The organism is Alkalicoccus saliphilus, assembly GCF_003044065.1.
GTDB classification, from domain to species: domain Bacteria; phylum Bacillota; class Bacilli; order Bacillales; family Salisediminibacteriaceae; genus Alkalicoccus; species Alkalicoccus saliphilus.
In genome coordinates this window covers 1-23,892 of the sequence record NZ_PZJJ01000037.1, presented here as the reverse complement: position 1 = coordinate 23,892, position 23,892 = coordinate 1, and the positions used below count along the sequence as shown (strand labels likewise).

Here is a 23,892-nt window from a genome sequence, read left to right as displayed (position 1 = left end):
CCGCCAGCGTTCGTCCTGAGCCAGGATCAAACTCTCCGATAAATCGTCGAAGTTTGAACTTCTGACATCGCGAAGCAGGATGCTTCGCTTGCAAAACGGAATCTGGCTAAAGATTCTTTTTAAAAAATTGACAGAGAATGATTCATTCTCTTTTTCCTTCACAATCGTCTTTTGTTTAGTTTTCAAAGGGCAAATAGAGATAAAAAATTGCGCCTCTTCCTCAATGGCGACTTATTACATTATATATTCTCCATTATAGAAAGTCAATAACTTTTTTGGGAGAATTTTATGCATGCCGGTGTGTTTCTGCGCCAGCGAGATTAAATGTACCACAGCATTTTCAGCTTCCGCAACCGTTTCAACATATTCAGAAAATTTGTTTTTTCACCTGTCTACATGCAGGGAAGAATAAGATATTTTATCTACATATTGATTCTCATTGCACCGGTAATATATTCTTCTATGCACATTTTATTTTTAATCCTTAATTAATGTCTGGATATTCCCCATTAAAAATATGGCAGACGTATATTTTTATCATGACATCCCTTCTTTCTACCGAGTTATTTTCGCTGACGGCTGGAGAAACACTTCGCTTCCAACGGCCGTTTTTTCATAGAAAAAGAAAAGTTCTGCTTTTCATGAGCACTGTTCTTTATTCCTTAAAACCGATATCCGGGCAGAGACGCCTGCGGAAGTGCGCAGATCCTCCCGTACAGATGGGACACCTTCACAAACACCCCGAAGCTTTAACAGAGCCTTCTACTAAAAAATAGAACGTTTTTTACGACAGCCTTTCCTTAAAGAAGATTATGCTGGTACTCATTTCATTACAACAGATGCGAAACCTTCTATATAGATAAAACCCGGCTTCCAGAAAACCGGAGCAGGGTTGTTTGTTCAAATAAAATTATGTCTGCTGTGAAAAAGAGAATCTGCAGAAACCAATCAAGCAGCAGCTGTTTAAAAACGAAAAGTTAAACAGCCGGGGGACTTCTATTTTTGGCCGTACATAAGCTGACTATACCTTTTACGACGCGGCCTGCCCGCAGTTCCGTTTTATATTCACCGGATCCAGCACTCCTTCATAAAAATTCCCCCCATTATTTATACATTAAAAAAGCGCCCGGCAGTTTCCCACCGGACGCTCTTAATTTTATTCTTCCTCTGAATCTCCTGTTTCTTCTGTTGCTTCTACTGCTTCTGCTTCCTCCGAACCGTTTTCTTCCGGCTCTTCGTTTTCCGGCTCACTGCCTTCCTCCAGAAGCTCCTCTTCTTCGTCTTCTTCATCCGAAATGTTCACACGGGCCACGGTAGAAACAAATTCGCCGTCGCCGACACGGATCAGTCGTACTCCCTGTGTATTTCTGCCTGTCTGGGAAATTTCCGCCACGTGCATACGGATAAGCACTCCGTTCGTAGTGATTACCATGAGGTCATGATCTTCTGCCACTACTTTCAGTGACACAAGGTCTCCGTTCCTCTCCGTAATGTTACACGTCTTGATTCCTTTACCGCCGCGTGTCTGTTGACGGTATTCTTCAATAGGTGTCCGCTTTCCAAAGCCTTCCTCCGTAACGATCAGCACATCCTGATCCGGATGCAGAATATCCATGCCGACAACTTCGTCTCCGTTTGTCAGCTGAATTCCTTTCACCCCGGCAGCTGTACGGCCCATCTGCCGGACGTCCTGCTCGTTAAAGCGGATTGCCTGGCCTTTTTTCGTACCGGTGATAATTTCCTGATCCCCGTTTGTCAGGCGCACCCCGTGCAGCTCGTCCCCTTCACGGAGCTTGATAGCAAACAGCCCGCCGCGGCGGATCTTTTTAAAGGCCTGAAGTTCAGTACGCTTCGAAACACCGTATTTCGTCATAAAGAAAAGCGACTGGTTCTCGGCAAACTCGGAAATCGGAATAACGGTACTGATGTACTCATCCTGATCAATCTGAAGCAGATTAATGATAGGAATGCCTTTCGATGTCCGCTTCTGCTCGGGCACTTCATAGCCTTTGATACGGTACACCTTGCCTTTATTCGTAAAGAAAAGCAGGTGATCATGCGAGTTGGTTACAAAGAGATGGCGCACGAAATCTTCATCGTGCGTACCCATTCCCTGTACTCCCCGTCCGCCGCGTTTCTGGCTGCGGTAGGTGGATACCGGAAGGCGTTTAATGTAGCCCTGATGGGAAAGCGTAATCGCCACGTTCTGACGTGGAATCAGATCTTCGTCCTCAAACGTATCCTCCCCGAGCGTAATAATCGTACGCCGGTCATCAGCATAGCGGTCCCGGATATCGATCAGTTCCTCACGGATAATCTCCAGCACTTTTTCTTCATTGGCCAGGATTTCTTTAAGTTCAGCGATTTTTGCGATCAAATCTTTATATTCTGATTCAATTTTATCCCGTTCAAGACCGGTCAGGCGCTGAAGCCTCATATCGAGAATCGCCTGGGCCTGATCATGGGAAAGCTCATAGCGTTCCATTAGACCGGTGCGGGCCGCTTCTGTCGTCTGGGAAGCACGGATAAGTTCAATAACTTCGTCCAGATGATCCAGCGCGATACGCAGACCTTCCAGAATGTGCGCCCGTGCCTCGGCTTTTTTCAGCTCGTAGGCGGTACGGCGCCGGATAACCACTTTCTGGTGCTCCAGGTAGTGGTACAGCGTTTCTTTTAAGGAAAGTACTTTCGGCCGGCCGTTGACGAGTGCGAGCATGTTAATCCCGAAGCTTGTCTGGAGGGCGGTCTGCTTGTAAAGGTTATTCAGAAGCACGTTGGCGTTGGCGTCCCGCCGCAGTTCAATGACGATACGCATGCCGGTACGGTCAGATTCGTCCCGCAGATCCGTAATGCCCTCGATTTTTTTATCACGGACGAGCTCAGCAATTTTTTCGATCAGCCTCGCTTTATTCACCTGGTACGGAAGTTCGTGTACGAGAATGCGCTGCTTGTTGTTTTTCTCTTCGATTTCGCACTTTGCCCGGATAAGGATGGAGCCTTTCCCTGTTTCATACGCCCGGCGGATACCGGAAACTCCGATAATTTCCGCTCCTGTCGGAAAGTCCGGCCCCGGAATATGTTCCATCAGGTCCAGTGACGTAAGATCCGGATCTTTCGAGAGAGCGAGCACCCCGTCAATCACTTCGCTTAAATGATGAGGAGGGATGTTCGTTGCCATACCTACGGCGATTCCGGATGTCCCGTTAACGAGCAGATTTGGAAAACGCGCGGGAAGAACGACGGGCTCCGTTTCTGATCCGTCGTAGTTTTCCTGGTAGTCGATTGTATCCTGCTTAATATCACGGACAAGCTCCATGGAAATTTTGGACATTCTTGCTTCCGTATAACGCATCGCAGCTGCAGCATCACCGTCGACAGAACCGAAGTTTCCGTGGCCGTCAACGAGCATATTGCGGTAGCTGAAGTCCTGCGCCATGCGGACCATTGTTTCATATACAGCCGAGTCACCGTGCGGGTGGTACTTACCGATAACTTCCCCGACGATACGTGCAGATTTTTTGTAGGCTTTATCCGACGTAATACCGAGTTCATTCATCGCGTAAAGAATCCGGCGGTGGACCGGCTTCAGGCCGTCCCGTACATCCGGAAGTGCACGGCTGACGATAACACTCATCGCATAGTCCATAAAGGACGTACGCATTTCCTGGCTGATATTTATATCTTTTACTCTTGGATTATCTTGCTGATCAGACATGTATTCCCCTCCATTCACCAGATGCCTGAAGGCACCGGTTTTTCAGCAGAAGCAGCCGTGCTGCTTTTATTCTATGGAATCTGTGGAGCCTGCAATACGGCACCGAAACAGTGCAAAGGCTGTTCTCCGGAACAGAGGCCCGGGAACAACCTTCGCAGTGCACCACAGCTTAAATATCCAGGTTTTTCACGTAATGGGCGTTGGCATGGATAAAGTCCCGGCGGGGTTCCACGCGGTCCCCCATCAGTGTTTCGAACACTTCATCCGCAAGCAGTGCATCGTCCATGCTGACCTGCATAACGGTCCGCATATCCGGGTTCATCGTCGTTTCCCACAGCTGGGTCGGGTTCATTTCCCCAAGACCCTTGTACCGCTGAAGACCAGGCTTCGGCGTCGGAGAAAGTTCTGAAAGAATCCGCTCCATTTCTTTTTCGTTGTAAGCGTACTGCACCGATTTGCCCTGCGTTACTTTGTAGAGCGGCGGCTGGGCAATATAAATATAGCCTTCTTCGATCAACGGCCGCATGTAGCGGTACAGGAAAGTAAGCAGAAGGGTACGGATATGGGCTCCGTCCACGTCGGCATCCGTCATAATAATAATCTTATGATAACGGGCTTTGGAAATATCAAAATCTTCTCCGATTCCGGTACCGAGAGCCGTAATAATTGCCCGTATCTCGTTATTGGAAAGAATTTTATCAAGCCGTGATTTTTCCACGTTGATAATTTTTCCGCGGAGAGGAAGAATTGCCTGGAAATGGCGGTCACGTCCCTGCTTGGCAGAACCTCCCGCTGAATCCCCCTCTACGACGTATATCTCACTGATTGACGCGTCCCGTGAGGAGCAGTCCGCCAGTTTACCGGGAAGAGAACTTACTTCCAGGGCCGATTTACGCCGGGTGAGCTCCCGTGCTTTTTTCGCAGCGTCGCGGGCGCGGGAAGCCATAAGCCCCTTTTCAACAATCTGACGGGCGGTTGTCGGATTTTCCGCAAGAAACTTTGCCATATGCTCCGAAAAGAGAGAATCCGTTATTGTCCGGGCTTCACTGTTTCCGAGCTTTGTTTTCGTCTGGCCTTCAAACTGCGGATCCGGAATTTTCACGGAAACAATCGCTGTCAGCCCTTCACGGACGTCGTCGCCGACGAGGTTCGGGTCTGCTTCCTTAAACAGATTGTTTTTCCGGGCGTAGTCGTTAATAACACGCGTCAGTCCGGTTTTAAACCCGGATTCATGCGTTCCGCCCTCATGGGTGTTGATGTTGTTGGCAAAAGAATACAGACTGCTCGTGAAACCGTCGTTGTACTGCATCGCAATCTCCAGCTGGATACCTTCCTTTTCCCCTTCCAGGAAAATCGGCGGCTCATGCAGCGGGCTTTTCGTACGGTTCAAGTGTTCTACGAACGATTTAATTCCGCCTTCGTAATAGTACTCTGCTTCTTTCCCCTCGTCCCGCTCGTCGTTAATAAAGATGCGCAGACCGCGGTTCAGGAAAGCAAGCTCGCGGAGACGGTTGGCAAGAATATCAAAATCATATTCCGTCGTTTCGGTAAAGATCTCCTCATCCGGCCAGAACGTAATTTCTGTTCCCTGCTTTTCTGTTTCGCCAATCACCTGAAGCTCCGTTGAAGGAATTCCGCGGGCGAAATCGATAAAATAAATCTGGCCTTCCTTGTATACCTTTACTTCCAGTCTGCTGGAAAGGGCGTTTACAACAGAAGCCCCTACGCCGTGCAGACCGCCGGATACTTTATAGCCGCCGCCGCCGAATTTACCGCCTGCGTGCAGGACGGTCATAATGACCTCAACAGCCGGCCGGCCCATCTTTTCATGCATACCGACAGGAATACCCCGGCCGTTATCCTCCACCTTAATAGAGTTATCTCTTCCGATGGTTACGTGAATAGTGTCACAGTGTCCCCCCATCGCTTCATCGATACTGTTGTCGACGATTTCCCAGACGAGATGATGCAGCCCGCGTCCGCTCGTGGAACCGATATACATACCAGGACGCTTTCGGACAGCTTCCAGACCTTCCAGCACCTGAATTTGACTTTCATCATACGATTGATTATCAAGACTCAATGTTCTTCACCTGCATTTCTTCCACTGATTTCAATCAGCGGATGGATTCTTCTTCGTTGCCTGCAAACGTCATGTTTTCCGCACGGCGCCTGAGCGTGTGCGACGAAATCGGTGACAAATAAACCGTGTCCTCTGTTACAACAATGGATTTGGCTGGATCAGCTGTGACGTTCTGCGTCAGTCCCTGCTCCTCATTTTCCTTCATGAAAGCCCGGTTCTCCGAAGACGTCTCCCCGCTTTCATGGTCCAGGATGGCAATGATTCGTTCCGCTTTTATCACGAGATCCCCGCCTAAATGTACAAACATGGATTCCACCTCATTCTTTTTTCGAAATCGTTCCTTCTTCGACATAAAAGGTAGCCGCCTCATCGAGAAGATGATGGTCGATTCCTTCTACACTCGTTGTCGTCACAAACGTCTGGACTCTTCCTCTGATTGAATTCAGAAGATGTGTCTGCCGGTGGTCGTCGAGCTCCGAAAGTACATCATCCAGCAGAAGAATCGGATATTCACCCGTATTTTCGTGGATCAGCTCGATTTCGGCAAGTTTCAAAGAAAGGGCCGTCGTCCGCTGCTGTCCCTGCGAGCCGAACGTCTGAATATTCCGGCCGTTGACGTAAAAGGCCAGATCATCCCGGTGTGGACCGATCTGGGTCGTTCCGCGCCGCATTTCCTGTTCTTTTACCCGGCTGAATTCCTTCTGCAGAGCCTGACGGATCTCCTCAATCGTCATGGAGGCATCCACGTCCACAGTCGGTTCATAATAAACAGAAAGCTCTTCCTTTCCGCGGCTTATATCATGATGAATGGGCCGGGCCCACTCCTCGAGCTTCGCCGTGAAGGCAAAGCGCCTTTTTAACACTTCCGCTCCGGAAACCGTCAGCTGCTCGGTCATGACGTCGAGCATGGCTTCATCCGCTTCCCTTTTTCTTTCCCGAAGCTCCTTCAGCCATTGATTGCGCTGCTTCAGAACTTTGTAGTACTGCGATAAGTAATACAGGTAGACCGAATTGATCTGACCCATTTCTATATCGAGAAAACGCCGCCGTATCTGCGGGCTTCCTTTGACGAGTGTTAAATCTTCCGGTGCAAACATCACAATGGTACAGGTGCCGATATAATCGCTCAGTCGTTTTTTTTCGATCGCATTCACTTTTACTTTCTTCCCCTGTTTCGAAAAAATAACTTCCATTTCCATTGGGCCGTTCCGGTTCGTAAATCCTCCGGTTATACGGGCGAAGGGCTTGTCCCAGCGGATAAGTTCCCTGTCCCTCGGCGTGCGGTGGGATCTGGCAAGGGCGAGTACATAGATGGATTCCATCAGGTTCGTTTTTCCCTGGGCGTTTTCCCCAAGAATCACGTTTACCTGGTTCTGGAATTTAAGCGTCAGTGCTTCGTAGTTGCGGTAGTCCTTTAAGGTCAGCTCGTTTATCTGCACGGGACGCCTCCATTACTCTGCCTCAATCCGCAGCTCTCCTACCTCTTCAATCACGACGTGATCTCCCGGATAGAGCTTTCTTCCGCGGCGGTTGTCTGCCGTTCCGTTTACTTCCACAGGAAATTCCTGGAGAAAAGGTTTGGCTGCTCCTCCGGAAGGGATGATGGCTGCTTCTTTTAATGCCTGGCCGAGCGTAATGTACTCTCCCCGCACCGTTATCCGATGTTCCATACTGTATGTCAACTCACTTTCCCGTCTGATACGTGCAAAATTGCCTCATCCTACATTGTACTAAAATATTACGGAATACGCCAACCGACTTTGCCAGCTTTTAATGCATGGCGGAAAAGCCCACCAGAAGCTGTTTTTCCTCTGATGGGCTTTGTTGGTCTGTTATTTTATTATACCAAATATTTGTTCGTATTTGTACTAATAAGTCCTTACCGGCGAGAACAGGTGAAGCATGTAATCGCGGTCGGCCGGACGCATAATAAATGGGCTCATCGCCCCGGTAAACTGAATCGTGACGTCCGTGGACTCAATTACGCGCAGCGCGTCGATAATGTTTTTACCGTTAAAGGAAATCCGGAGTTCCTCTCCTTCAAACTGATCGCAGGCAACTTCCTCTGTTACTTTTCCTACTTCAGGAGTAACAGAAGTGATTTCGAGTTTAGTTTCTCCGAGCGATTTCAGGTTAACGACGTTATTTTTGCCGTCTCTGGAAAGAAGCAGTGCCCGTTCGATGGCTGCGAGCAGCTTTTTCGCGTCGACCTGCACATTTGTTTTGGAATTTGTTGGAATCATGTTTTTCGTTGCCGGGTAATTCCCGTCAAGAAGCCGGGAAAAGAAAAGAATATTCTTCGATTTAAAAAGTACCTGGTTGTTCGTCACGGTGACATCAATCGTATCTTCCGTATCGTCGAGAATTTTGCTCAGCTCTGAAAGGCTTTTCCCCGGAATAACAACATTGGAAAAGTCCGCTTCCTCCGCCCCTTCCACTGCTGCTTCCCGCATCGCAAGCCGGTGGCTGTCAGTAGCTGTACACATGAGGCGGCCTTCCTCCATTCCCCAGTGGATCCCTGTCAGAATCGGCCGGGTTTCCGCTGTGGACACAGCAAAAGCTGTCTGCTTAATAAGAGCTTTCAGAAGGTCGGTTTTCAGCTGAAATTTATTTCCTTCTTCCACTTCCGGAAGACGCGGAAATTCATCCGGATCAAGTCCGTTTAAATTAAACTCCGAGCTTCCGGAGCTGATTTTCGTCACGTTTTGATCATTGATGGATACTTCCACCGTGGATTCCGGAAGTTTTTTGATAATATCAGCAAAGTATTTCGCCTGAAGAACAATGGCCCCCGGTTTTTCCACATCCACTACTTGCTTATCCCCTTCTTCTGCCGGTATAAATGCTTCGATCGAAATATCGGAATCACTTCCCGTCAGTGTCACACCATCGTCAAATGCGACGATTTTCAGACCGGAGAGAATCGGCATGGTTGCTCTTGATGAAATAGCTTTGGAAACGTGCTGAATGTTCTGGACAAATATATCCCGCTGAATTGTAAATTTCATAAATCGGCGGCCTCCTTTTCACAGTCCTCTGTGACTGTATATTAATATTAATTATTTATTTTAAACCCGCAGTAGTAGTACTAGGGCCTGTGCATTTGTGGATAACCCTCAAATTACCCGGGCGGATAAAGTTATAAACATGTGGATAAAGTGTGTATAAGTGCGTAACGGTTTTCCACAATCTGCACAGCCGTTTTTAGGAAGAGCGGAGCTGGTTCGTTATATCTTTAATCTGCTGCTGAAGTTCACTGTCTTCAGAGAGCAGTTTGGAAATTTTCTCATGGGCGTGAATAACGGTCGTATGATCCCGTTTTCCAAAAGCCGCACCAATTTTCGGAAGCGAGTGATCCGTCATTTCCCTGGAAAGATACATCGCAATCTGCCGCGGATAAGCGACGGTTTTCGTTCGTTTCTTCGCTTTCATATCCTCGACTCTGACTCCAAAAGCAGCTGCAACCGAAGCCTGGACGTCATCGATTGTTACTTCCTTCGCCTTCGCGTTGGGAATAATATCTTTCAGCGCAACAGCTGCAAGATCAGCGTTCATATCCTGATTAATGAGCGAGGAGTAAGCGACCACGCGGATAAGCGCCCCTTCCAGCTCCCGGATGTTCGTGTCGATCTGGTTCGCTATATAAAGCATCACTTCGTTAGGGATATCGAGATTTTCTGCTTTGGCTTTTTTCCGGAGAATAGCAATTCTTGTTTCCAGATCCGGCGGGGTAATATCCGTAATCAGTCCCCATTCGAAGCGGGAACGGAGCCGGTCTTCCAGCGTCGGAATTTCCTTTGGCGGCCGGTCACTGGAAATAACGATCTGCTTCCTTTCTTCATGCAGGGAATTAAACGTGTGGAAAAATTCTTCCTGTGTCTGTTCTTTTCCTGCAAGAAACTGAATATCATCTATCAGAAGCACGTCCACATTCCGGTATTTATTGCGGAAATGGACAGCTTTGTTATCCCGGATGGAATTAATGAATTCATTCGTAAATTTCTCCGATGACAAATAGACGACCTTTGCATCCGGATTATGATCGATCACATAATGGCCGATCGCATGCATGAGGTGGGTTTTACCCAGTCCTACTCCCCCGTAAATAAACAGCGGATTGTAGGCTTTAGCCGGTGCTTCCGCGACAGCGAGTGACGCTGCGTGGGCAAACCGGTTGCCGCTGCCGATAACGAATGTATCAAACGTATATTTCGGGTTCAGCATGTGCTTCGGCGGCTCACCCGGTGTATCTGCGGCCGGCTCCGGCGGTTTCCTGCTGATGTCCATCTCGGGCTCGGCGGTTTCTTCTTTCGGCAGAATGAATTTTGCTTCCAGTTCTGCCCCGGTCAGCTCCTGCAGTGTATCGGTAATAATATTGAAATAGCGGTTTTCCAGCCAGTCCCGGGCAAACTCATTCGGTGCAATCACAGTAATCGTGTTTGAACTCTGGTTGATGGAATCCGCCTGGGTGTCCTTAAACCACGTATCAAAACTTGGTTTGCTGACCTTTTCTTCGATTTTCTGAAGCGCCTGCTCCCAGAGATCATCTAAATTCTCCACACTTTTCCCTCCTTTACGCGACTCTCTGTTCTGTAACAGCCTACCGGAAATTAATCATCCCCCTCCAGTATGTACAACGGTTGTACAACCCGGATGAATAAAAATACACACAGGGGATGTGCATATCACATATTATAGTAGAAAAGAGGTAATCAACAATTTCCGGTACTTTGTGGATAAACTTATTAAGCATGTTGTACAACTATCCACACCTTTATGCACAGCTGTGGATAGAATTAAAGCTGCAAATATTTTTCCACGAGAAAAAACATCACTATCGTACCAAAAAAAAGCGAGCCTGACAACGTTTCTTTAAAGTTATCCACACTATTCAAGGGGTTGTGCTCAATTTTTATCCACAACACTAGATACTGTGAAGAACTTGTGTGCAGGTGTGTGGAAGAAAAAAATAAGGCAAAAAAATTATCCACAGAGAAGGCGTGAAGGAAAAAATGAGAAATTTGTACAAGCAAAAAAGCAGTAACAGATACTGACGATATACCGGAAGAAGACAAGAGGTGCAAAAACGTGGAAGAAAACAGGCAGAGAGAAGTGCTGAAAAAATTCTGCTTGCAGATGGATGGGAAGAACACCACTTCAAAAAGAAAATATAAAAAAGTAAGCCTCTCCTTTTTTTATTAAGCTATGTTTAAGTTCGCTGACGGCTGGAGAAACACTCCGCTTCCAACCGGTCTGCCGTGAAGGAGATTTTCGGACAGGCTGCGCCCTCTTCTCCAATTTCCTTCTTCCACGGGCCGGTTTCCGCTTCGTATTGTCGTAGAAAAGATAAGTTCTCCTTTTCATGAACGCTGTTCTTTCTTCTGTAAAACCGCGGCAGGCGTAAAGAGCATCAGACAACCTTCAAAAACAACCCGCAGCTTTATATAGAGACATTCATAAAAAATCATTGCACCATAAGGAACGAAGCCTGTTTTATGCCTGGTCTTTTTTACCGTAAGCTGCAGTGGACATGGAAAGCCTCTCCATGGAAACGAAAGCGAACGTTCATTTTTTTATTTTCAAGGCAGCCTTTTTATCAGCTGCATTAAAGCAGGATGTTGATAAGTGGAGAGATGGAAACCCAAAATGGTGTTCATCGTACAGAAATGCTCTGTTTCCGAGGAGGCCTTCGTTATTAAAGAGGAAATCGAAGTTACTCTTGACAGGTGTAAGCTAAAAATTTATAATTTACAAGACTGCCTGCCGCAGACTGCGGTTTTGGCGAGATCGATCATGACAATAAACAGAACTTATTGTTTTAATATGAGTAAGCAGGAGGTGTTTTCACATGGGTAAGCCAACATTCAATCCAAATAACCGCAAGCGTAAGATGAATCACGGTTTCCGTGCGCGTATGGCTACGAAGAACGGACGTAAAGTTCTTGCCAACCGCCGCCGCAAAGGAAGAAAGGTTCTATCTGCGTAACAAAAAGACCACTGGATGATCAGTGGTCTTTTTTTACAGGAAGCAGATGTATTCATATAGTAAAAACAGGCAGCTGTCCTTGAAACCTGCAGGACGGCTTCTTGTCGGTTCGTGACCGTTTTGTGACTTTAAGGAACAGTGATTGAATCAGCACATAAGTTTAGGTAAAATGAATAGCGTCACAGGCGCTGTTATGAAGAGGTGCCCGTGAATGAAAAAGCAGCATCGTTTAAGAAAAAACGAAGAGTTCCAGAAGGTGTTCCAGCACGGAAAATCAGCAGCCAACCGCCAGTTTGTCGTATATCAGCTTTCCAGACGCGGGCAGGAACACGTCCGGATCGGCCTTTCTGTAAGCAAAAAGCTTGGAAATGCCGTCCAGCGCAACCGGATAAAACGGTTGATGAAAGAAGCGCTGCGCGGTACAGCCGAAGAGCTCAGGCAGGACTGTGATGTCGTCATTATCGCAAGAAAACCTGCAGCTTCGATGGAGTTGGAGGAAGTCCAGAAATCCTTGAAGCACGTGCTGAAAGTAGCCAAACTCTACAGGCGGAGAACCCGCTGAGATTTTTCGAGGTGACATCATGAAAAGAATACTGGTGGGAATGATTCGATTTTATCAAAGGTATATTTCCCGGCTGACGCCGCCCTCCTGCCGCTTTTACCCGACCTGCTCCCACTACGGCCTGGAGGCTGTACAGGTGCACGGTGCAGGGAAAGGCCTTTATCTGACAGTACGGCGGCTGTTGAAGTGTCATCCTTTTCATCCGGGAGGAATTGATCCGGTGCCGGAAAAAAGGAGCGCCGTCCGTAAAAATCAGTAGAGAACAAAGAAGGAATTTATTTCATGTGTGACGAAAAAGTTAGGAGGACCAAGAGTGGTTAAGAAAATAAGTATTGCATCCATGTTTATCGGCGTCATGCTGCTGATGACAGGGTGTTTTAACATTAATGAGCCGATTACATCCGACGCAGGCGGGATCTGGGATCCGTTTTTTGTGTATCCGCTGTCCTGGCTGATGACAACTATTGCTGATGCTCTGAACAACAGTTACGGGCTGGCGATTATTATCGTAACGATCCTGCTTCGTATTCTGATTCTTCCGCTGATGATCAAGCAGACGAAAAGTACGAAAGCAATGCAGGCTCTCCAGCCGCAGATGAAGGAACTCCGGGAAAAATACAGTGCAAAGGATCAGCAGACCCAGCAGAAGCTTCAAAAGGAAATGATGGAGCTGTTCCAGACGCACGGTGTCAACCCGCTGGCCGGGTGTCTGCCGATTCTCGTACAGATGCCGATTCTGATCGCTTTCTACCATGCAATTATCCGCACGCCGCAGATTAATCCGGACGTGGACCCGAGCTACACGGGTACGCCGCAGGAATTTCTCTGGTTTGAGCTTGGAAGCGCGGATCCGTTTTTCATACTGCCGCTTGTCGCAGGGGCGACAACGTTCATACAGCAGAAAATGATGATGGTGCAGGACAACCCGCAGATGAAGGCACTTCTTTACATTATGCCGATCATGATCATGGCATTCGCCGCCTTCTTCCCGTCGGCCCTTGCGCTGTACTGGGTTATCGGTAACCTGTTTATGATTGTGCAGACATACTTTATCACCGGTCCTAACGTAGGAAAAAATAAAGAAGGTTCTAAGCAGACCAAAACGGGGGGAGCGAAGAGCTAGTGAATAAAGTGACGGTATCTGGGCGTACAGTAGAGGAAGCAGTAGTGCAGGGTCTGGAAAAACTGGAAGCGGACCGCGGGGAGGTCAACATCCACGTCGTCGAGGAAGCCCAGAAAGGCTTTCTCGGACTGATCGGCAATAGGCCGGCAGTAGTGGAAATTACCCGCAGACCGGATCCTGTAAAGACCGGCCTGAATTTTCTGAGGGAAGCGATTCATCATATGGGAGTCAGTGCGAGTGTGGAAGTTGAGGAGCGCAAAGAAGGCCTTTACTTCCTTATCAGCGGTCAGGAAATTGGCGTGCTTATCGGCCGCCGTGGGCAGACGCTTGATTCCCTGCAGTACCTCGTCAATCTTGCAGCCAACAAAGTTTCCGATAAATTCGTACGTATTCATCTTGATGCCGAAGGGTACCGTGCCCGCAGGAAAGAAGCTCTGGAGACGCTTGCCGGACGGCTTGCAGAAAAAGCTCTCCGCATCCGCCGGGACGTCCAGCTGGAGCCGATGAACTCGATGGAAAGAAAAATCATTCATTCGGCCCTGCAGAACGACGGACGGGTGGAAACTTATTCGGACGGAAAAGATCCGAACCGAAGGGTTGTCATCAAACCTAAATAAGACACGGAACACCCCATTTTTCACAGCTTTTGTTTCATACCGGTCCCGCCGGAAGCTCCCGCTTCCGGCGGGATTTTTGCATGCTCTGCAGAAGCATACATCTTTTCAGGAGAAGCCGGATGTGGTAATCTAGTAAGTTGGAATCAACAAAATTTTTATTTTATACAGCAGTCTCAGCCGTGTCCTCTATATGGTATGAGAAAAGCGTAAACTTTAATGACGATAATGGAAGAATTATTTATAAAAGGCTGTGTAAAAAAAACGCCAGAATACACAGAAGCTCATTTTTACAATATAGAAAGGAGGCACGGGAAGATGGATACGATTGCAGCAATTTCGACTCCGATGGGGGAGGGGGCCATCGGCATTGTCAGACTCAGCGGAGAACAGGCCGTTCCTACGGCTGATAAAATTTACGCCGGTAAACGCCCGCTCATGGAAGTGGACTCTCATACGATCAACTACGGCCATATTAAGGATCCTTCCACCGGTGAAACGATCGAAGAAGCGATGGTATCGGTTCTCCGGGCGCCGAAGACGTATACAAAGGAAGATATTATTGAAATCAACTGCCACGGCGGCCTGACGTCAGTCAACCGGGTGCTTCAGATGGCTCTGAAGCACGGGGCAAGGCTTGCGGAGCCCGGGGAATTTACGAAGCGTGCCTTTCTTAACGGCCGGATCGACCTTTCCCAGGCAGAAGCGGTGATGGACCTGATCCGTGCAAAGACGGACCGTGCGATGAACGTTGCCATGAACCAGGTGGAGGGAAGACTGTCGAATCAGATTCAAACACTCCGGCAGAAGCTTCTTGAAACCGTGGCACACGTCGAAGTCAATATCGACTACCCGGAATACGATGCGGAAGAAATGACGCTCGAGATGATCCGGGAAAAAGGGACAGAGGTAGCCGAAGGAGTGCAGCAGCTGCTCACGACCGCCCACCAGGGGAAAATTCTCCGTGAAGGTCTTTCGACAGTCATTATCGGCCGTCCGAATGTCGGTAAATCCTCGCTTTTAAACAGTCTCGTTCACGAAAACAAGGCGATCGTTACCGACGTTCCGGGTACAACGCGCGATGTCGTGGAAGAATACGTGAACGTCCGCGGTGTACCGCTTCGTCTTCTGGATACAGCCGGCATCAGGGAAACGGAAGATATCGTGGAGCGGCTCGGCGTCGAGCGCTCAAGAAAAGTAGTGAAGGATGCCGAACTGGCACTGCTCGTGTTAAATTACAATGAAGCACTGACACCGTCCGACGAAGAACTTTTTAAGTTGATCGACGGGCAGGATGCCATTATTATAGTGAATAAAACAGATCTGGATAAAAAAATCTCCCTCGACGAGGTGAGACAACTTGCCGGAGATCAGCCGGTCATCTCCACATCACTTCTGCAGGATGAAGGAGTCGACCAGCTCGAGGAAGCGATCCGTACGCTGTTTTTTGAAGGGGAGATGGAAGGCGGCGATATGTCGTACGTCTCCAATTCCCGTCATATTGCACTTTTGGAACAGGCAAAAAGTTATGTCGAAGAAGCACTCTCGGCAGCGGAAAGCGGCATGCCGATCGACATGGTGCAGATAGATATTACACGGGCATGGGAAGTTTTAGGGGAAGTTATTGGCGACAGTGTGCACGAAAGTTTAATTGACCAGCTGTTTTCGCAGTTCTGCTTAGGAAAATAAAGGAGGAATAACATCTATGAGTTATCATGGAGGAGATTTTGACGTCATCGTCATCGGAGCCGGGCATTCCGGTGTGGAAGCGGGACTTGCTTCTGCAAGAGCCGGTGCCGATACGCTCATGCTCACACTGAATCTTGACGCTGTTGCTTTTATGCCGTGTAATCCGTCGGTCGGAGGACCGGCAAAAGGAATCGTCGTGCGGGAAATTGACGCGCTCGGCGGGGAAATGGCAAGAAATATCGATAAAACGCATATTCAGATGCGCATGCTTAATACAGCAAAAGGACCGGCCGTACGGGCACTGCGTGCCCAGGCCGATAAGTTTTTGTACCAGCAGGAAATGAAGGAAACAATTGAAGAAACAGACAACCTGCTTCTCCGCCAGGGCATGGTGGAACGTCTCATCATCGAGGAGGATACGGTGAAAGGCGTCGTCACCCAAACCGGAGCGGAATACCGGGCGGATGCTGTCATTGTCACGACCGGCACGTATCTCCGCGGAAAAGTGATTTTAGGCGAACTTTCCTACGAGAGCGGTCCGAATAACATGCAGCCGTCCGTCAACCTGTCATACCATATGCAGGAGCTCGGTTTTAAAATGGAGCGCTTTAAAACCGGAACGCCTCCACGGGTGAAAGGTTCCAGCATCGATTATGACAAAACAGAAATTCAGCCCGGAGACGACGTTCCGCGTGCGTTCTCCTACGAAACGGTGGAGTATATTACGGACCAGCTGCCATGCTGGCTGACGTACACGAACAAAGAAACCCATGAACTGATCAACAGCAACCTTACCCGTTCTCCGATGTACTCCGGAATGATTGAAGGTACCGGTCCGCGCTACTGTCCGTCCATCGAAGATAAAGTTGTCCGCTTCAGTGACAAGCCGCGGCACCAGATCTTCCTTGAGCCGGAAGGGCGTAATACGAAGGAAGTATACGTGCAGGGACTTTCCACAAGTCTTCCGGAGGACGTGCAGCACAACATTCTTAAAACGATTCCGGGACTCGAGCACGTGCAGATGATGCGTCCGGGTTATGCCATCGAGTATGATGCGATCGTACCGACACAGCTGTGGCCGACGCTCGAAACGAAAAAAATCAGCGGCCTGTTTACAGCCGGCCAGATCAACGGAACGAGCGGCTATGAAGAAGCAGCCGGACAGGGGCTGATGGCCGGTATTAACGCAGCGATGAAAGTGCAGGGGAAAGAACCGGTCGTACTCGACCGCTCGGAAGCCTACATCGGCGTGATGATCGATGACCTTGTGACAAAAGGTACCGAAGAACCGTACCGACTGCTCACATCCCGAGCGGAATACCGTCTGCTTCTCCGTCATGACAATGCGGATCTCCGGCTGACGGAGACCGGATACCGTACCGGCCTGATTTCCGACGAACGGTTTGCCCGCTTCGAAGCGAAAAAAGCGGCGATCGCTGAAGAAGTAAGACGCCTTGAAAATACGACAATTAAAGTTTCCGATCAGGCTCTTCAGGTGATGGAGGAAAAAGATTCCTCTCCGCTGAAAGAAGCGCTGAACGCAGCAGTGCTGCTGAAACGTCCGGAAATCACTTATCAGGAAGTGGAACGCATCGTGCCTCCAGAGAAAGAGCTTGGGGAAGATGTGAAGGAACAAGTGGAAATTCACGTAAAATATAAAGGCTATATTGCCAAGCAGATGGAGCAGGTAGAGAAAGCGAAGAAAATGGAAAGCAAAAAACTTCCTGCCGACCTGGATTATCATGCGATCAGCGGTCTGGCTCTGGAAGCAAGAGAAAAACTATCCGAAGTACGTCCGCTTTCCGTGGGCCAGGCTTCCCGGGTATCCGGAGTAAATCCGGCGGATGTTTCGGTGCTCCACGTCTACCTGGAACAGGGACGTCTGCAGAAGGTGGTAGAAGGATAAGAGAGGCGGCTGACCGATGAATGCAAAGCAGTTACAGGAAGCATTAGAAGAACGGGGAATTACGCTCAATGAGGAACAGCTCGAGCGCCTTTCCCGCTATTATGAAATTCTCGTGGACTGGAATGAGCGGATGAATCTTACCGCTATTACGGAAAAGGAAGAAGTGTATTTGAAACACTTTTACGATTCGCTCACCGCAGCTTTTTCCTTCGATTTCCGTCGTCCGCTCCGCGTAGTGGATGTCGGGGCGGGGGCCGGCTTTCCGAGCCTTCCTCTTAAAATCTGTTTTCCGGAAATTGACGTCACGATTGTCGATTCCCTGAACAAGCGTATTACTTTTCTTAATGCCCTTGCGGAGGAACTGGATTTAACAGGAGTTGCTTTTTATCATGACCGGGCAGAACAGTTTGCGCGGAAAAAAGAACATCGGGAGCAGTACGACGTTGTCCTCTCCCGTGCTGTTGCCAGAATGTCCGTGCTGACAGAGCTTTGTCTGCCGCTCGTGAAAAAAGACGGAATGTTTATTGCGATGAAAGCTTCCGGTGCTGCAGAGGAACTGAAGGATGCCAAAAAAGCCATTCAGCTTCTCGGTGGGAGTGTGGAAAACAAATTTGATTTTTCACTCCCGGAAGAAGGCGGAGAACGCTCAGTCATTCACGTGCGAAAAACTGGAACGACATCAAAAAAATTCCCGAGAAAGCCGGGGACTCCAAATAAACAGCCGATTTCCTAATAGAAGCGGACCTGCCTTTTAAAGCGGGTCCGCTTTTTTAATGTGCCGGAAGAAGAGGATATTACTGCGTGTTTCGTGATATAATCACGTAGAAACAAGCGTAAAAAAGAGAAAGTTCCTTTATTTCGTTTCACGTGAAACAAAGAAAGGACAAGAGATTTGTAAGGAAGGTGTCACCTGTGAAGCAGTCATTTTCGAAATTGTTTGGACTAAGCGAAAAAAAGCAGTCTTCTTCGGAAGAAGAGCTTGTCGATCGGGAAGAAACGGTCAGACAGATGGAAGTGAAACGTCTGGAGCCGAACCCTTTTCAGCCCCGCACCGTATTTAACGAAGAAAGTATAGAAGAGCTGGCTTCTACAATCCAGACTTACGGCATGATTCAGCCGATCGTCGTCCGGGAGAATAACGAACGTTTCGAAATTATCGCCGGAGAACGGCGCTGGCGGGCGGCAAAACACGCCGGCATGACGACAGTTCCGGTCGTGATTAAAGATTTTGATGACCGGAAAACAGCGTCGGTCGCCTTAATTGAAAATTTGCAGCGGGAAGGACTGACGTCGATTGAAGAAGCTTCTGCCTATGAGCGGCTGCTGAAACTGCACGAGCTCACCCAGGGAGGCCTGGCAGAACGCCTCGGGAAAAGCCAGTCCACCGTCGCCAACAAACTCCGCCTGCTGCAGCTTTCGGAGAAAGTAAAAGAAGCTCTGTTAAACCGGGATATCAGTGAACGTCACGCCCGGGCGCTTCTCCGGGTGAAAGAGGACGAGGTACAGCAGAAGCTGCTGGAGCAGCTGATACGTGAATCGTGGAGTGTAAAAGAAACAGAAGCAGCCGTGGACAAACTGCAGGAACAGGCGGCTCCACCCCCTAAAAAACGGATGCAGAAAAGCTATTCCAGAGATACCCGTCTTGCACTGAATACGATCCGCCGTTCGGTCGATATGGTGAACGAATCCGGATTGAAAATTAATACGGCAGAAGAGGAGCATGAGGAATACTATCAGTTTACGATCCGTATCCCGAAAAAATAACCGCCTGCTGTAAAGGCGCTTACTGACATTTCAGAAGGGCTTTGAAGTCTGCCTGTGGACACCTGTTTTTTTCAATCTTCGAAGCAGGAATAAAGGAAGCCGTTTCCATCTTTTTGTTTCTTTCCCGGTAATTCATGATAGAATAAAAAGCAAAGTTGTGCAGTGAGGCAGGTGACGAATAGTGGGTAAAGTCATAGCAATTGCAAACCAGAAAGGCGGTGTCGGCAAAACGACCACCGCAGTGAATTTAAGTGCCAGCCTTGTACAGGAGGGCCGGAAAGTGCTTATTGTTGATATCGATCCCCAGGGTAATACGACAAGTGGAATCGGAATCAACAAAGGAGATATTAACGAATGCATTTACAATGTTCTCGTCGAAGAGCAGAAAGCTGAAAACGTTCTTGTATCAACTTCGATGGAAGGACTCGACGTTATTCCTTCCACCATTCAGCTGGCCGGTGCGGAAATTGAACTGGTGTCTGCCATCTCCCGGGAAATGCGGCTGAAACAGGCGCTTGATAGAGTGAAAGACAATTACGACTTCGTTATTATCGACTGTCCACCGTCTCTCGGGCTGCTGACACTGAACTCTCTGACGGCCTCTGATACGGTAATAATACCGGTGCAGTGCGAATATTATGCCTTGGAAGGATTGAGTCAGCTTCTGAATACGATCCGGCTCGTCCAGAAACATTTAAATTACGATCTGATGATTGAAGGCGTTCTGCTGACGATGCTGGATGCCCGGACAAATCTCGGTCTTCAGGTAACGGAAGAAGTAAAAAAGTACTTTGGTGATAAAGTGTTTGAAACTATTATTCCGCGGACCGTTCGTCTGGGAGAAGCACCAAGTCATGGGGAATCCATTGTGACCTATGATCCAAAATCCCGGGGAGCGGACGTTTACGCGGAGCTAGCAAAGGAAGTGATCAGCCATGGGTAAAGGCCTCGGCAAAGGGATTAATGCTTTTTTTCCAAACGCATCCAAAGAACCCGACAAACAGGTGGAAGAAATCAAGCTGACAGATATCCGCCCAAACCCATACCAGCCCCGTAAAATTTTTGAAGAGGAAGCACTCGGAGAGCTCGCAGAATCAATCAGCAGCCATGGAGTCATCCAGCCGATTTCTCTTCGGAAAAGTATCAAGGGGTATGAAATTGTAGTCGGAGAACGCCGCTTCCGGGCGGCCGGAAAAGCAGGACTGAAAACAATACCGGCCGTCGTTCAGGAATTGACGGATGATGAAATGATGGAGCTGGCACTGATTGAAAATCTGCAGCGGGAAAATCTGAATCCGCTGGAGGAAGCCAAAGCGTACCAGAAACTGATGGAGCACCTTCAGATAACCCAGGATGATCTGGCGGCAAGACTCGGAAAAAGCCGTCCACACATTGCCAACCACGTGCGGCTTCTGCAGCTTCCGCAGATTGTTCAGGAATACCTGGCAGAAGGAAAGGTATCCATGGGCCATGCCCGCGCCCTGCTCGGTTTAAAAAACAAACAGGAGCTGAGCGGCCTTCTTCAAAAGGTAGTACAGGAAGAAATGAGCGTCCGGCAGCTGGAGGAGTATATCCAGCGCGCCAACAGCAGCGTTTCACGTGAAACAACAAAAAAACCGTCAGTTTCTGCGTCGTGGAAAAGCCGGGAATCACGATTGAAAAGCTACTTTGGAACCAACGTACAGATCAAACCCGGTAAACGAAAAGGAAAAATAGAAATTGACTACACGAACGAAGAAGACCTGGAGCGGATTTTTCATCTTTTATACAAAGAAGAGCAGGAATAAATAATACGATTCTTTTTTGAGGCTGTCCCCACTGCAGGAGCGGGGGCAGCCTCTTCCAGCGTCTTCTTTTCATCCGGAAACGCTCCGAACGCAATTTCAGGTAAAGGCAGGAGAAAACGTCATGATACTATTTGGAACTATTGTCAACGGACTGGCGATCGTTGCCGGAGCACTTATAGGGAGCCGGCTCACCCGGCTGTCCAAAGGCATGCAGGAAACAGTTATGAAAGCTATCGGCCTGGCTGTTCTCATTCTCGGCCTCGACATGGCAATGGAAGGAAACGAATTTCTGCTCGTCATTTTCAGTCTGGCCTTCGGAGGTATTCTCGGGGAGCGGTGGAACATTGAAGGGAAGCTGAACGGTGTCGGCCAGTGGATGGAACGAAAGTGGAAAAAGGAAGAAGGAAGCTCTATTGCTGAAGGATTCATCGCCTCCACGCTGCTTTTCGTCGTCGGGGCGATGGCGATTATCGGAGCATTGGACAGCGGCTTCCGTCAGGACCACTCGGTACTATTGACGAAAGCGGTGCTGGATGGTTTTACGTCGGTCATATTTGCAGCAACGCTTGGAATCGGTGTGCTTTTTTCGGCTGTTCCGGTAGTTCTTTATCAAGGAGGAATTGCAATTGCTGCTACGTGGATTGTCCGGTTTATTCCGGAATCACAGCTCGACCTTGTGATCAGTGAAATTACAGCGGTCGGCGGCCTCATGATTATCGGCATCGGTCTGAATCTTCTCGGCGTACCGAAAATCCGCATCGCAAACCTCCTCCCGGCTATTCTTCTTATCGTTGTTTTCGTTTTTTTCAAAAGCTGGCTTTTTTAAAAGGCCAATGAAGAAAGCAGCACCCACTGAAAAAACAGCGGGAGAAAACAATTAATGGTGGAACAGCACGAAAAGATGAAGTACGCTTGTAATGAAATACAGTAAACAGGGGTGAGTATTTTGGCAGAGCCAAAGTTTGAGCTGAACGATGTCGTTGAAATGAAAAAGCAGCATCCGTGTGGAACCAACCGCTGGAAAGTTGTCCGGATGGGAATGGATATCCGGATTAAGTGCCAGGGGTGCGGCCACAGCATCATGATGCCGCGGCGTGATTTCGAAAAAAAGATGAAGCGGGTGCTCGAAAAAGAAGCAGAGTAAAAAGCCGTCCGGCCGGGGCGGTTTTTCGCTTTTTCCAATCTTCTTGAGTGGAAGGACGGAAAGCAGGAAAACTCGGCAGTTGCGTTCTTTTCATGAAGTCACTATAATTGATAAGGATGTAGACATGACGGAAGAATGCATAATAAAGGAGTAATGAATAAATGGCTTTAACAACGGGAATCGTCGGCCTGCCGAACGTCGGTAAGTCAACGTTATTTAATGCAATTACACAGGCGGGGGCAGAATCCGCCAACTATCCATTCTGTACAATCGATCCGAACGTCGGGATTGTGGAAGTACCGGACCACCGGCTGCAGAAGCTGACTGAAATGGTCGACCCGCACAAAACGGTTCCAACGGCGTTTGAATTTACGGATATTGCAGGAATTGTCGAAGGAGCGAGCAAAGGGGAAGGACTCGGCAACAAGTTTCTTTCCCATATACGGGAAGTTGACGCCATTTCCCACGTGGTCCGCTGCTTTGGGGACGACAACGTCACTCACGTTTCCGGTTCCGTAAATCCGATCCGTGACATTGAAGTGATCAACCTCGAGCTTATTCTTGCCGACCTGGAAACAGTCGAAAAGCGGATCGGTAAAGTAGAGAAGATGGCCAAGTCGAAGGATAAAGACGCCATGGCGGAATTTGAAGTTCTCAAAAAACTCCGCGATGCGTTTGAAGAAGAGCGCCCGGCACGAAGCATTGATTTCACGAAAGAAGAAAAGAAAATCGTGAAAGGCTTTCAGCTTCTGACGGAAAAGCCGGTTCTCTATGTGGCGAACGTCAGCGAGGAAGAAATTCTGGAAGCGGACGAAAACCCGTACGTCCAGCAGGTGAAGGAATTCGCTGCAAAAGAAAATTCAGAAGTTATCGTCGTCTGTGCCAAGATCGAATCGGAAATTGCCGAGCTTGAAGGAGAAGAAAAGCAGGAATTTCTGGATGATCTCGGGATTGCAGAAGCGGGGCTCGATCAGCTGATCCGTGCGGCCTACGCACTTCTCGGTCTGGATACGTACTTTACAGCTGGAAAGCAGGAAGTACGGGCGTGGACGATCCGCGGCGGCACAAAGGCTCCTCAGGCAGCGGGTGTCATTCATACGGACTTTGAACGCGGATTTATCCGTGCCGAAGTTGTTTCTTACGAGGACCTCGTAGAAGCAGGCAACATGAACAACGCAAAAGAAAAAGGAAAAGTGCGTCTGGAAGGAAAAGAGTATGTCGTTAAGGATGGCGATGTTGTCCATTTCCGTTTCAATGTGTAATAAACAAAAGAGAGCAGCCGGAATTTATCCAGCTGCTCTCTTTTCGTTTATAAAGTTTTTTAATAGGTATACGATTACCTGCTTCCGCCTCCGCAGGACGCTTTCTTACCCGCAGTCAATACTTTTTGTGTTTTTTTTTGAAGAAATAAGCAGGAAAGGCGGATCGGGGCGTGCTTCCCGGGTCAAAAAACCACGCTTCTGCTTAAAAAAGGACATTCCGAAGAAGCCCTGCACATGGCCTTTTTTTCGCAGGGCAG

22 protein-coding genes are annotated in these 23,892 nt (G+C 48.6%); 14 read left to right on the top strand and 8 right to left on the bottom strand.

What is annotated here, in order from left to right:
* The 8 genes from C6Y45_RS17870 to dnaA form a co-directional block, all read right to left on the bottom strand.
* Positions 1-186: hypothetical protein (locus tag C6Y45_RS17870; RefSeq protein WP_218017823.1), on the bottom strand; the 186-nt coding region annotated here is incomplete at its 3' end.
* A 970-nt stretch (positions 187-1,156) separates the two neighbouring features.
* Positions 1,157-3,715 carry a DNA gyrase subunit A gene (gene gyrA / locus C6Y45_RS15235; RefSeq protein ID WP_107586076.1) on the bottom strand — a complete coding sequence of 853 codons (2,559 nt, stop codon included), beginning with the start codon at positions 3,713-3,715 and terminating at the stop codon, positions 1,157-1,159.
* A gap of 169 nt (positions 3,716-3,884) precedes the next feature.
* Positions 3,885-5,798, bottom strand: a complete 1,914-nt coding sequence (gyrB, locus tag C6Y45_RS15230; RefSeq protein WP_107586075.1) for a DNA topoisomerase (ATP-hydrolyzing) subunit B — start codon at positions 5,796-5,798, stop codon at positions 3,885-3,887.
* A 34-nt stretch (positions 5,799-5,832) separates the two neighbouring features.
* Positions 5,833-6,105: an extracellular matrix regulator RemB gene (gene remB / locus C6Y45_RS15225; protein ID WP_107586074.1), complete on the bottom strand. Its 273-nt coding sequence runs from the start codon at positions 6,103-6,105 to the stop codon at positions 5,833-5,835.
* Between the two features lie 10 nt (positions 6,106-6,115).
* Positions 6,116-7,237 (bottom strand): DNA replication/repair protein RecF, encoded by a 1,122-nt coding sequence (gene recF, locus C6Y45_RS15220; protein ID WP_107586073.1) that lies wholly within the window; start codon positions 7,235-7,237, stop codon positions 6,116-6,118.
* A 12-nt stretch (positions 7,238-7,249) separates the two neighbouring features.
* Entirely contained in the window at positions 7,250-7,468 is a 219-nt protein-coding gene (gene yaaA / locus C6Y45_RS15215; RefSeq protein ID WP_107586079.1) for a S4 domain-containing protein YaaA, read from the bottom strand.
* Between the two features lie 198 nt (positions 7,469-7,666).
* On the bottom strand, positions 7,667-8,806 hold the full coding sequence (gene dnaN / locus C6Y45_RS15210) for a DNA polymerase III subunit beta (protein ID WP_107586072.1): 1,140 nt from the start codon (positions 8,804-8,806) through the stop codon (positions 7,667-7,669).
* A 196-nt stretch (positions 8,807-9,002) separates the two neighbouring features.
* Positions 9,003-10,358, bottom strand: coding sequence for a chromosomal replication initiator protein DnaA (gene dnaA / locus C6Y45_RS15205; RefSeq protein WP_107586071.1), 1,356 nt, complete (start codon positions 10,356-10,358; stop codon positions 9,003-9,005).
* Positions 10,359-11,646: 1,288 nt separating this feature from the next.
* Here dnaA and rpmH point away from each other — a divergent pair.
* The 14 genes from rpmH to ychF all read left to right on the top strand — a co-directional run bounded on the left by rpmH (position 11,647) and on the right by ychF (position 23,635).
* Complete coding sequence (gene rpmH / locus C6Y45_RS15195) at positions 11,647-11,784, top strand: 50S ribosomal protein L34 (protein WP_105960322.1); 138 nt, start codon at positions 11,647-11,649, stop codon at positions 11,782-11,784.
* Positions 11,785-11,995: 211 nt separating this feature from the next.
* The gene (rnpA, locus tag C6Y45_RS15190; protein ID WP_107586069.1) at positions 11,996-12,346 is read left to right on the top strand and encodes a ribonuclease P protein component; all 351 of its coding nucleotides are present in this window, start codon (positions 11,996-11,998) and stop codon (positions 12,344-12,346) included.
* 19 nt (positions 12,347-12,365) lie between these two features.
* Positions 12,366-12,605: a membrane protein insertion efficiency factor YidD gene (yidD, locus tag C6Y45_RS15185; protein WP_107586068.1), complete on the top strand. Its 240-nt coding sequence runs from the start codon at positions 12,366-12,368 to the stop codon at positions 12,603-12,605.
* Positions 12,606-12,659: 54 nt separating this feature from the next.
* Positions 12,660-13,469 (top strand): YidC family membrane integrase SpoIIIJ, encoded by an 810-nt coding sequence (spoIIIJ, locus tag C6Y45_RS15180; RefSeq protein WP_107586067.1) that lies wholly within the window; start codon positions 12,660-12,662, stop codon positions 13,467-13,469.
* Positions 13,469-14,086: an RNA-binding cell elongation regulator Jag/EloR gene (gene jag, locus C6Y45_RS15175; RefSeq protein ID WP_107586066.1), complete on the top strand. Its 618-nt coding sequence runs from the start codon at positions 13,469-13,471 to the stop codon at positions 14,084-14,086. Before spoIIIJ ends, jag begins: the two co-directional genes overlap by 1 nt.
* 315 nt (positions 14,087-14,401) lie before the next feature.
* Positions 14,402-15,772, top strand: a complete 1,371-nt coding sequence (gene mnmE / locus C6Y45_RS15170; RefSeq protein WP_245922676.1) for a tRNA uridine-5-carboxymethylaminomethyl(34) synthesis GTPase MnmE — start codon at positions 14,402-14,404, stop codon at positions 15,770-15,772.
* A 16-nt stretch (positions 15,773-15,788) separates the two neighbouring features.
* Complete coding sequence (gene mnmG, locus C6Y45_RS15165) at positions 15,789-17,678, top strand: tRNA uridine-5-carboxymethylaminomethyl(34) synthesis enzyme MnmG (RefSeq protein WP_107586065.1); 1,890 nt, start codon at positions 15,789-15,791, stop codon at positions 17,676-17,678.
* A 16-nt stretch (positions 17,679-17,694) separates the two neighbouring features.
* The gene (gene rsmG / locus C6Y45_RS15160) at positions 17,695-18,411 is read left to right on the top strand and encodes a 16S rRNA (guanine(527)-N(7))-methyltransferase RsmG (protein ID WP_107586064.1); all 717 of its coding nucleotides are present in this window, start codon (positions 17,695-17,697) and stop codon (positions 18,409-18,411) included.
* 179 nt (positions 18,412-18,590) lie between these two features.
* Complete coding sequence (gene noc / locus C6Y45_RS15155) at positions 18,591-19,442, top strand: nucleoid occlusion protein (RefSeq protein WP_107586063.1); 852 nt, start codon at positions 18,591-18,593, stop codon at positions 19,440-19,442.
* 181 nt (positions 19,443-19,623) lie between these two features.
* Positions 19,624-20,385 carry a ParA family protein gene (locus tag C6Y45_RS15150; RefSeq protein ID WP_107586062.1) on the top strand — a complete coding sequence of 254 codons (762 nt, stop codon included), beginning with the start codon at positions 19,624-19,626 and terminating at the stop codon, positions 20,383-20,385.
* Positions 20,378-21,229, top strand: a complete 852-nt coding sequence (locus C6Y45_RS15145) for a ParB/RepB/Spo0J family partition protein (protein ID WP_107586061.1) — start codon at positions 20,378-20,380, stop codon at positions 21,227-21,229. The genes C6Y45_RS15150 and C6Y45_RS15145 overlap by 8 nt, the downstream gene beginning before the upstream one ends.
* Positions 21,230-21,350: 121 nt before the next feature.
* Positions 21,351-22,055 (top strand): DUF554 domain-containing protein, encoded by a 705-nt coding sequence (locus C6Y45_RS15140; RefSeq protein ID WP_107586077.1) that lies wholly within the window; start codon positions 21,351-21,353, stop codon positions 22,053-22,055.
* A 120-nt stretch (positions 22,056-22,175) separates the two neighbouring features.
* On the top strand, positions 22,176-22,373 hold the full coding sequence (locus C6Y45_RS15135) for a DUF951 domain-containing protein (RefSeq protein WP_107586060.1): 198 nt from the start codon (positions 22,176-22,178) through the stop codon (positions 22,371-22,373).
* Between the two features lie 161 nt (positions 22,374-22,534).
* Positions 22,535-23,635 (top strand): redox-regulated ATPase YchF, encoded by a 1,101-nt coding sequence (gene ychF / locus C6Y45_RS15130; RefSeq protein ID WP_107586059.1) that lies wholly within the window; start codon positions 22,535-22,537, stop codon positions 23,633-23,635.
* Positions 23,636-23,892: the final 257 nt, after the last annotated feature.

Bases quoted from the DNA above. Each gene is read 5' to 3' on its own strand.
- gyrA (WP_107586076.1), bottom strand. From the start codon at position 3,715: ATGTCTGATCAGCAAGATAATCCAAGAGTAAAAGATATAAATATCAGC.
- remB (WP_107586074.1), bottom strand. From the start codon at position 6,105: ATGTTTGTACATTTAGGCGGGGATCTCGTGATAAAAGCGGAACGAATC.
- yaaA (WP_107586079.1), bottom strand. From the start codon at position 7,468: ATGGAACATCGGATAACGGTGCGGGGAGAGTACATTACGCTCGGCCAG.
- dnaN (WP_107586072.1), bottom strand. From the start codon at position 8,806: ATGAAATTTACAATTCAGCGGGATATATTTGTCCAGAACATTCAGCAC.
- rpmH (WP_105960322.1), top strand. From the start codon at position 11,647: ATGGGTAAGCCAACATTCAATCCAAATAACCGCAAGCGTAAGATGAAT.
- rnpA (WP_107586069.1), top strand. From the start codon at position 11,996: ATGAAAAAGCAGCATCGTTTAAGAAAAAACGAAGAGTTCCAGAAGGTG.
- yidD (WP_107586068.1), top strand. From the start codon at position 12,366: ATGAAAAGAATACTGGTGGGAATGATTCGATTTTATCAAAGGTATATT.
- mnmE (WP_245922676.1), top strand. From the start codon at position 14,402: ATGGATACGATTGCAGCAATTTCGACTCCGATGGGGGAGGGGGCCATC.
- mnmG (WP_107586065.1), top strand. From the start codon at position 15,789: ATGAGTTATCATGGAGGAGATTTTGACGTCATCGTCATCGGAGCCGGG.
- rsmG (WP_107586064.1), top strand. From the start codon at position 17,695: ATGAATGCAAAGCAGTTACAGGAAGCATTAGAAGAACGGGGAATTACG.
- C6Y45_RS15145 (WP_107586061.1), top strand. From the start codon at position 20,378: ATGGGTAAAGGCCTCGGCAAAGGGATTAATGCTTTTTTTCCAAACGCA.
- C6Y45_RS15140 (WP_107586077.1), top strand. From the start codon at position 21,351: ATGATACTATTTGGAACTATTGTCAACGGACTGGCGATCGTTGCCGGA.
- ychF (WP_107586059.1), top strand. From the start codon at position 22,535: ATGGCTTTAACAACGGGAATCGTCGGCCTGCCGAACGTCGGTAAGTCA.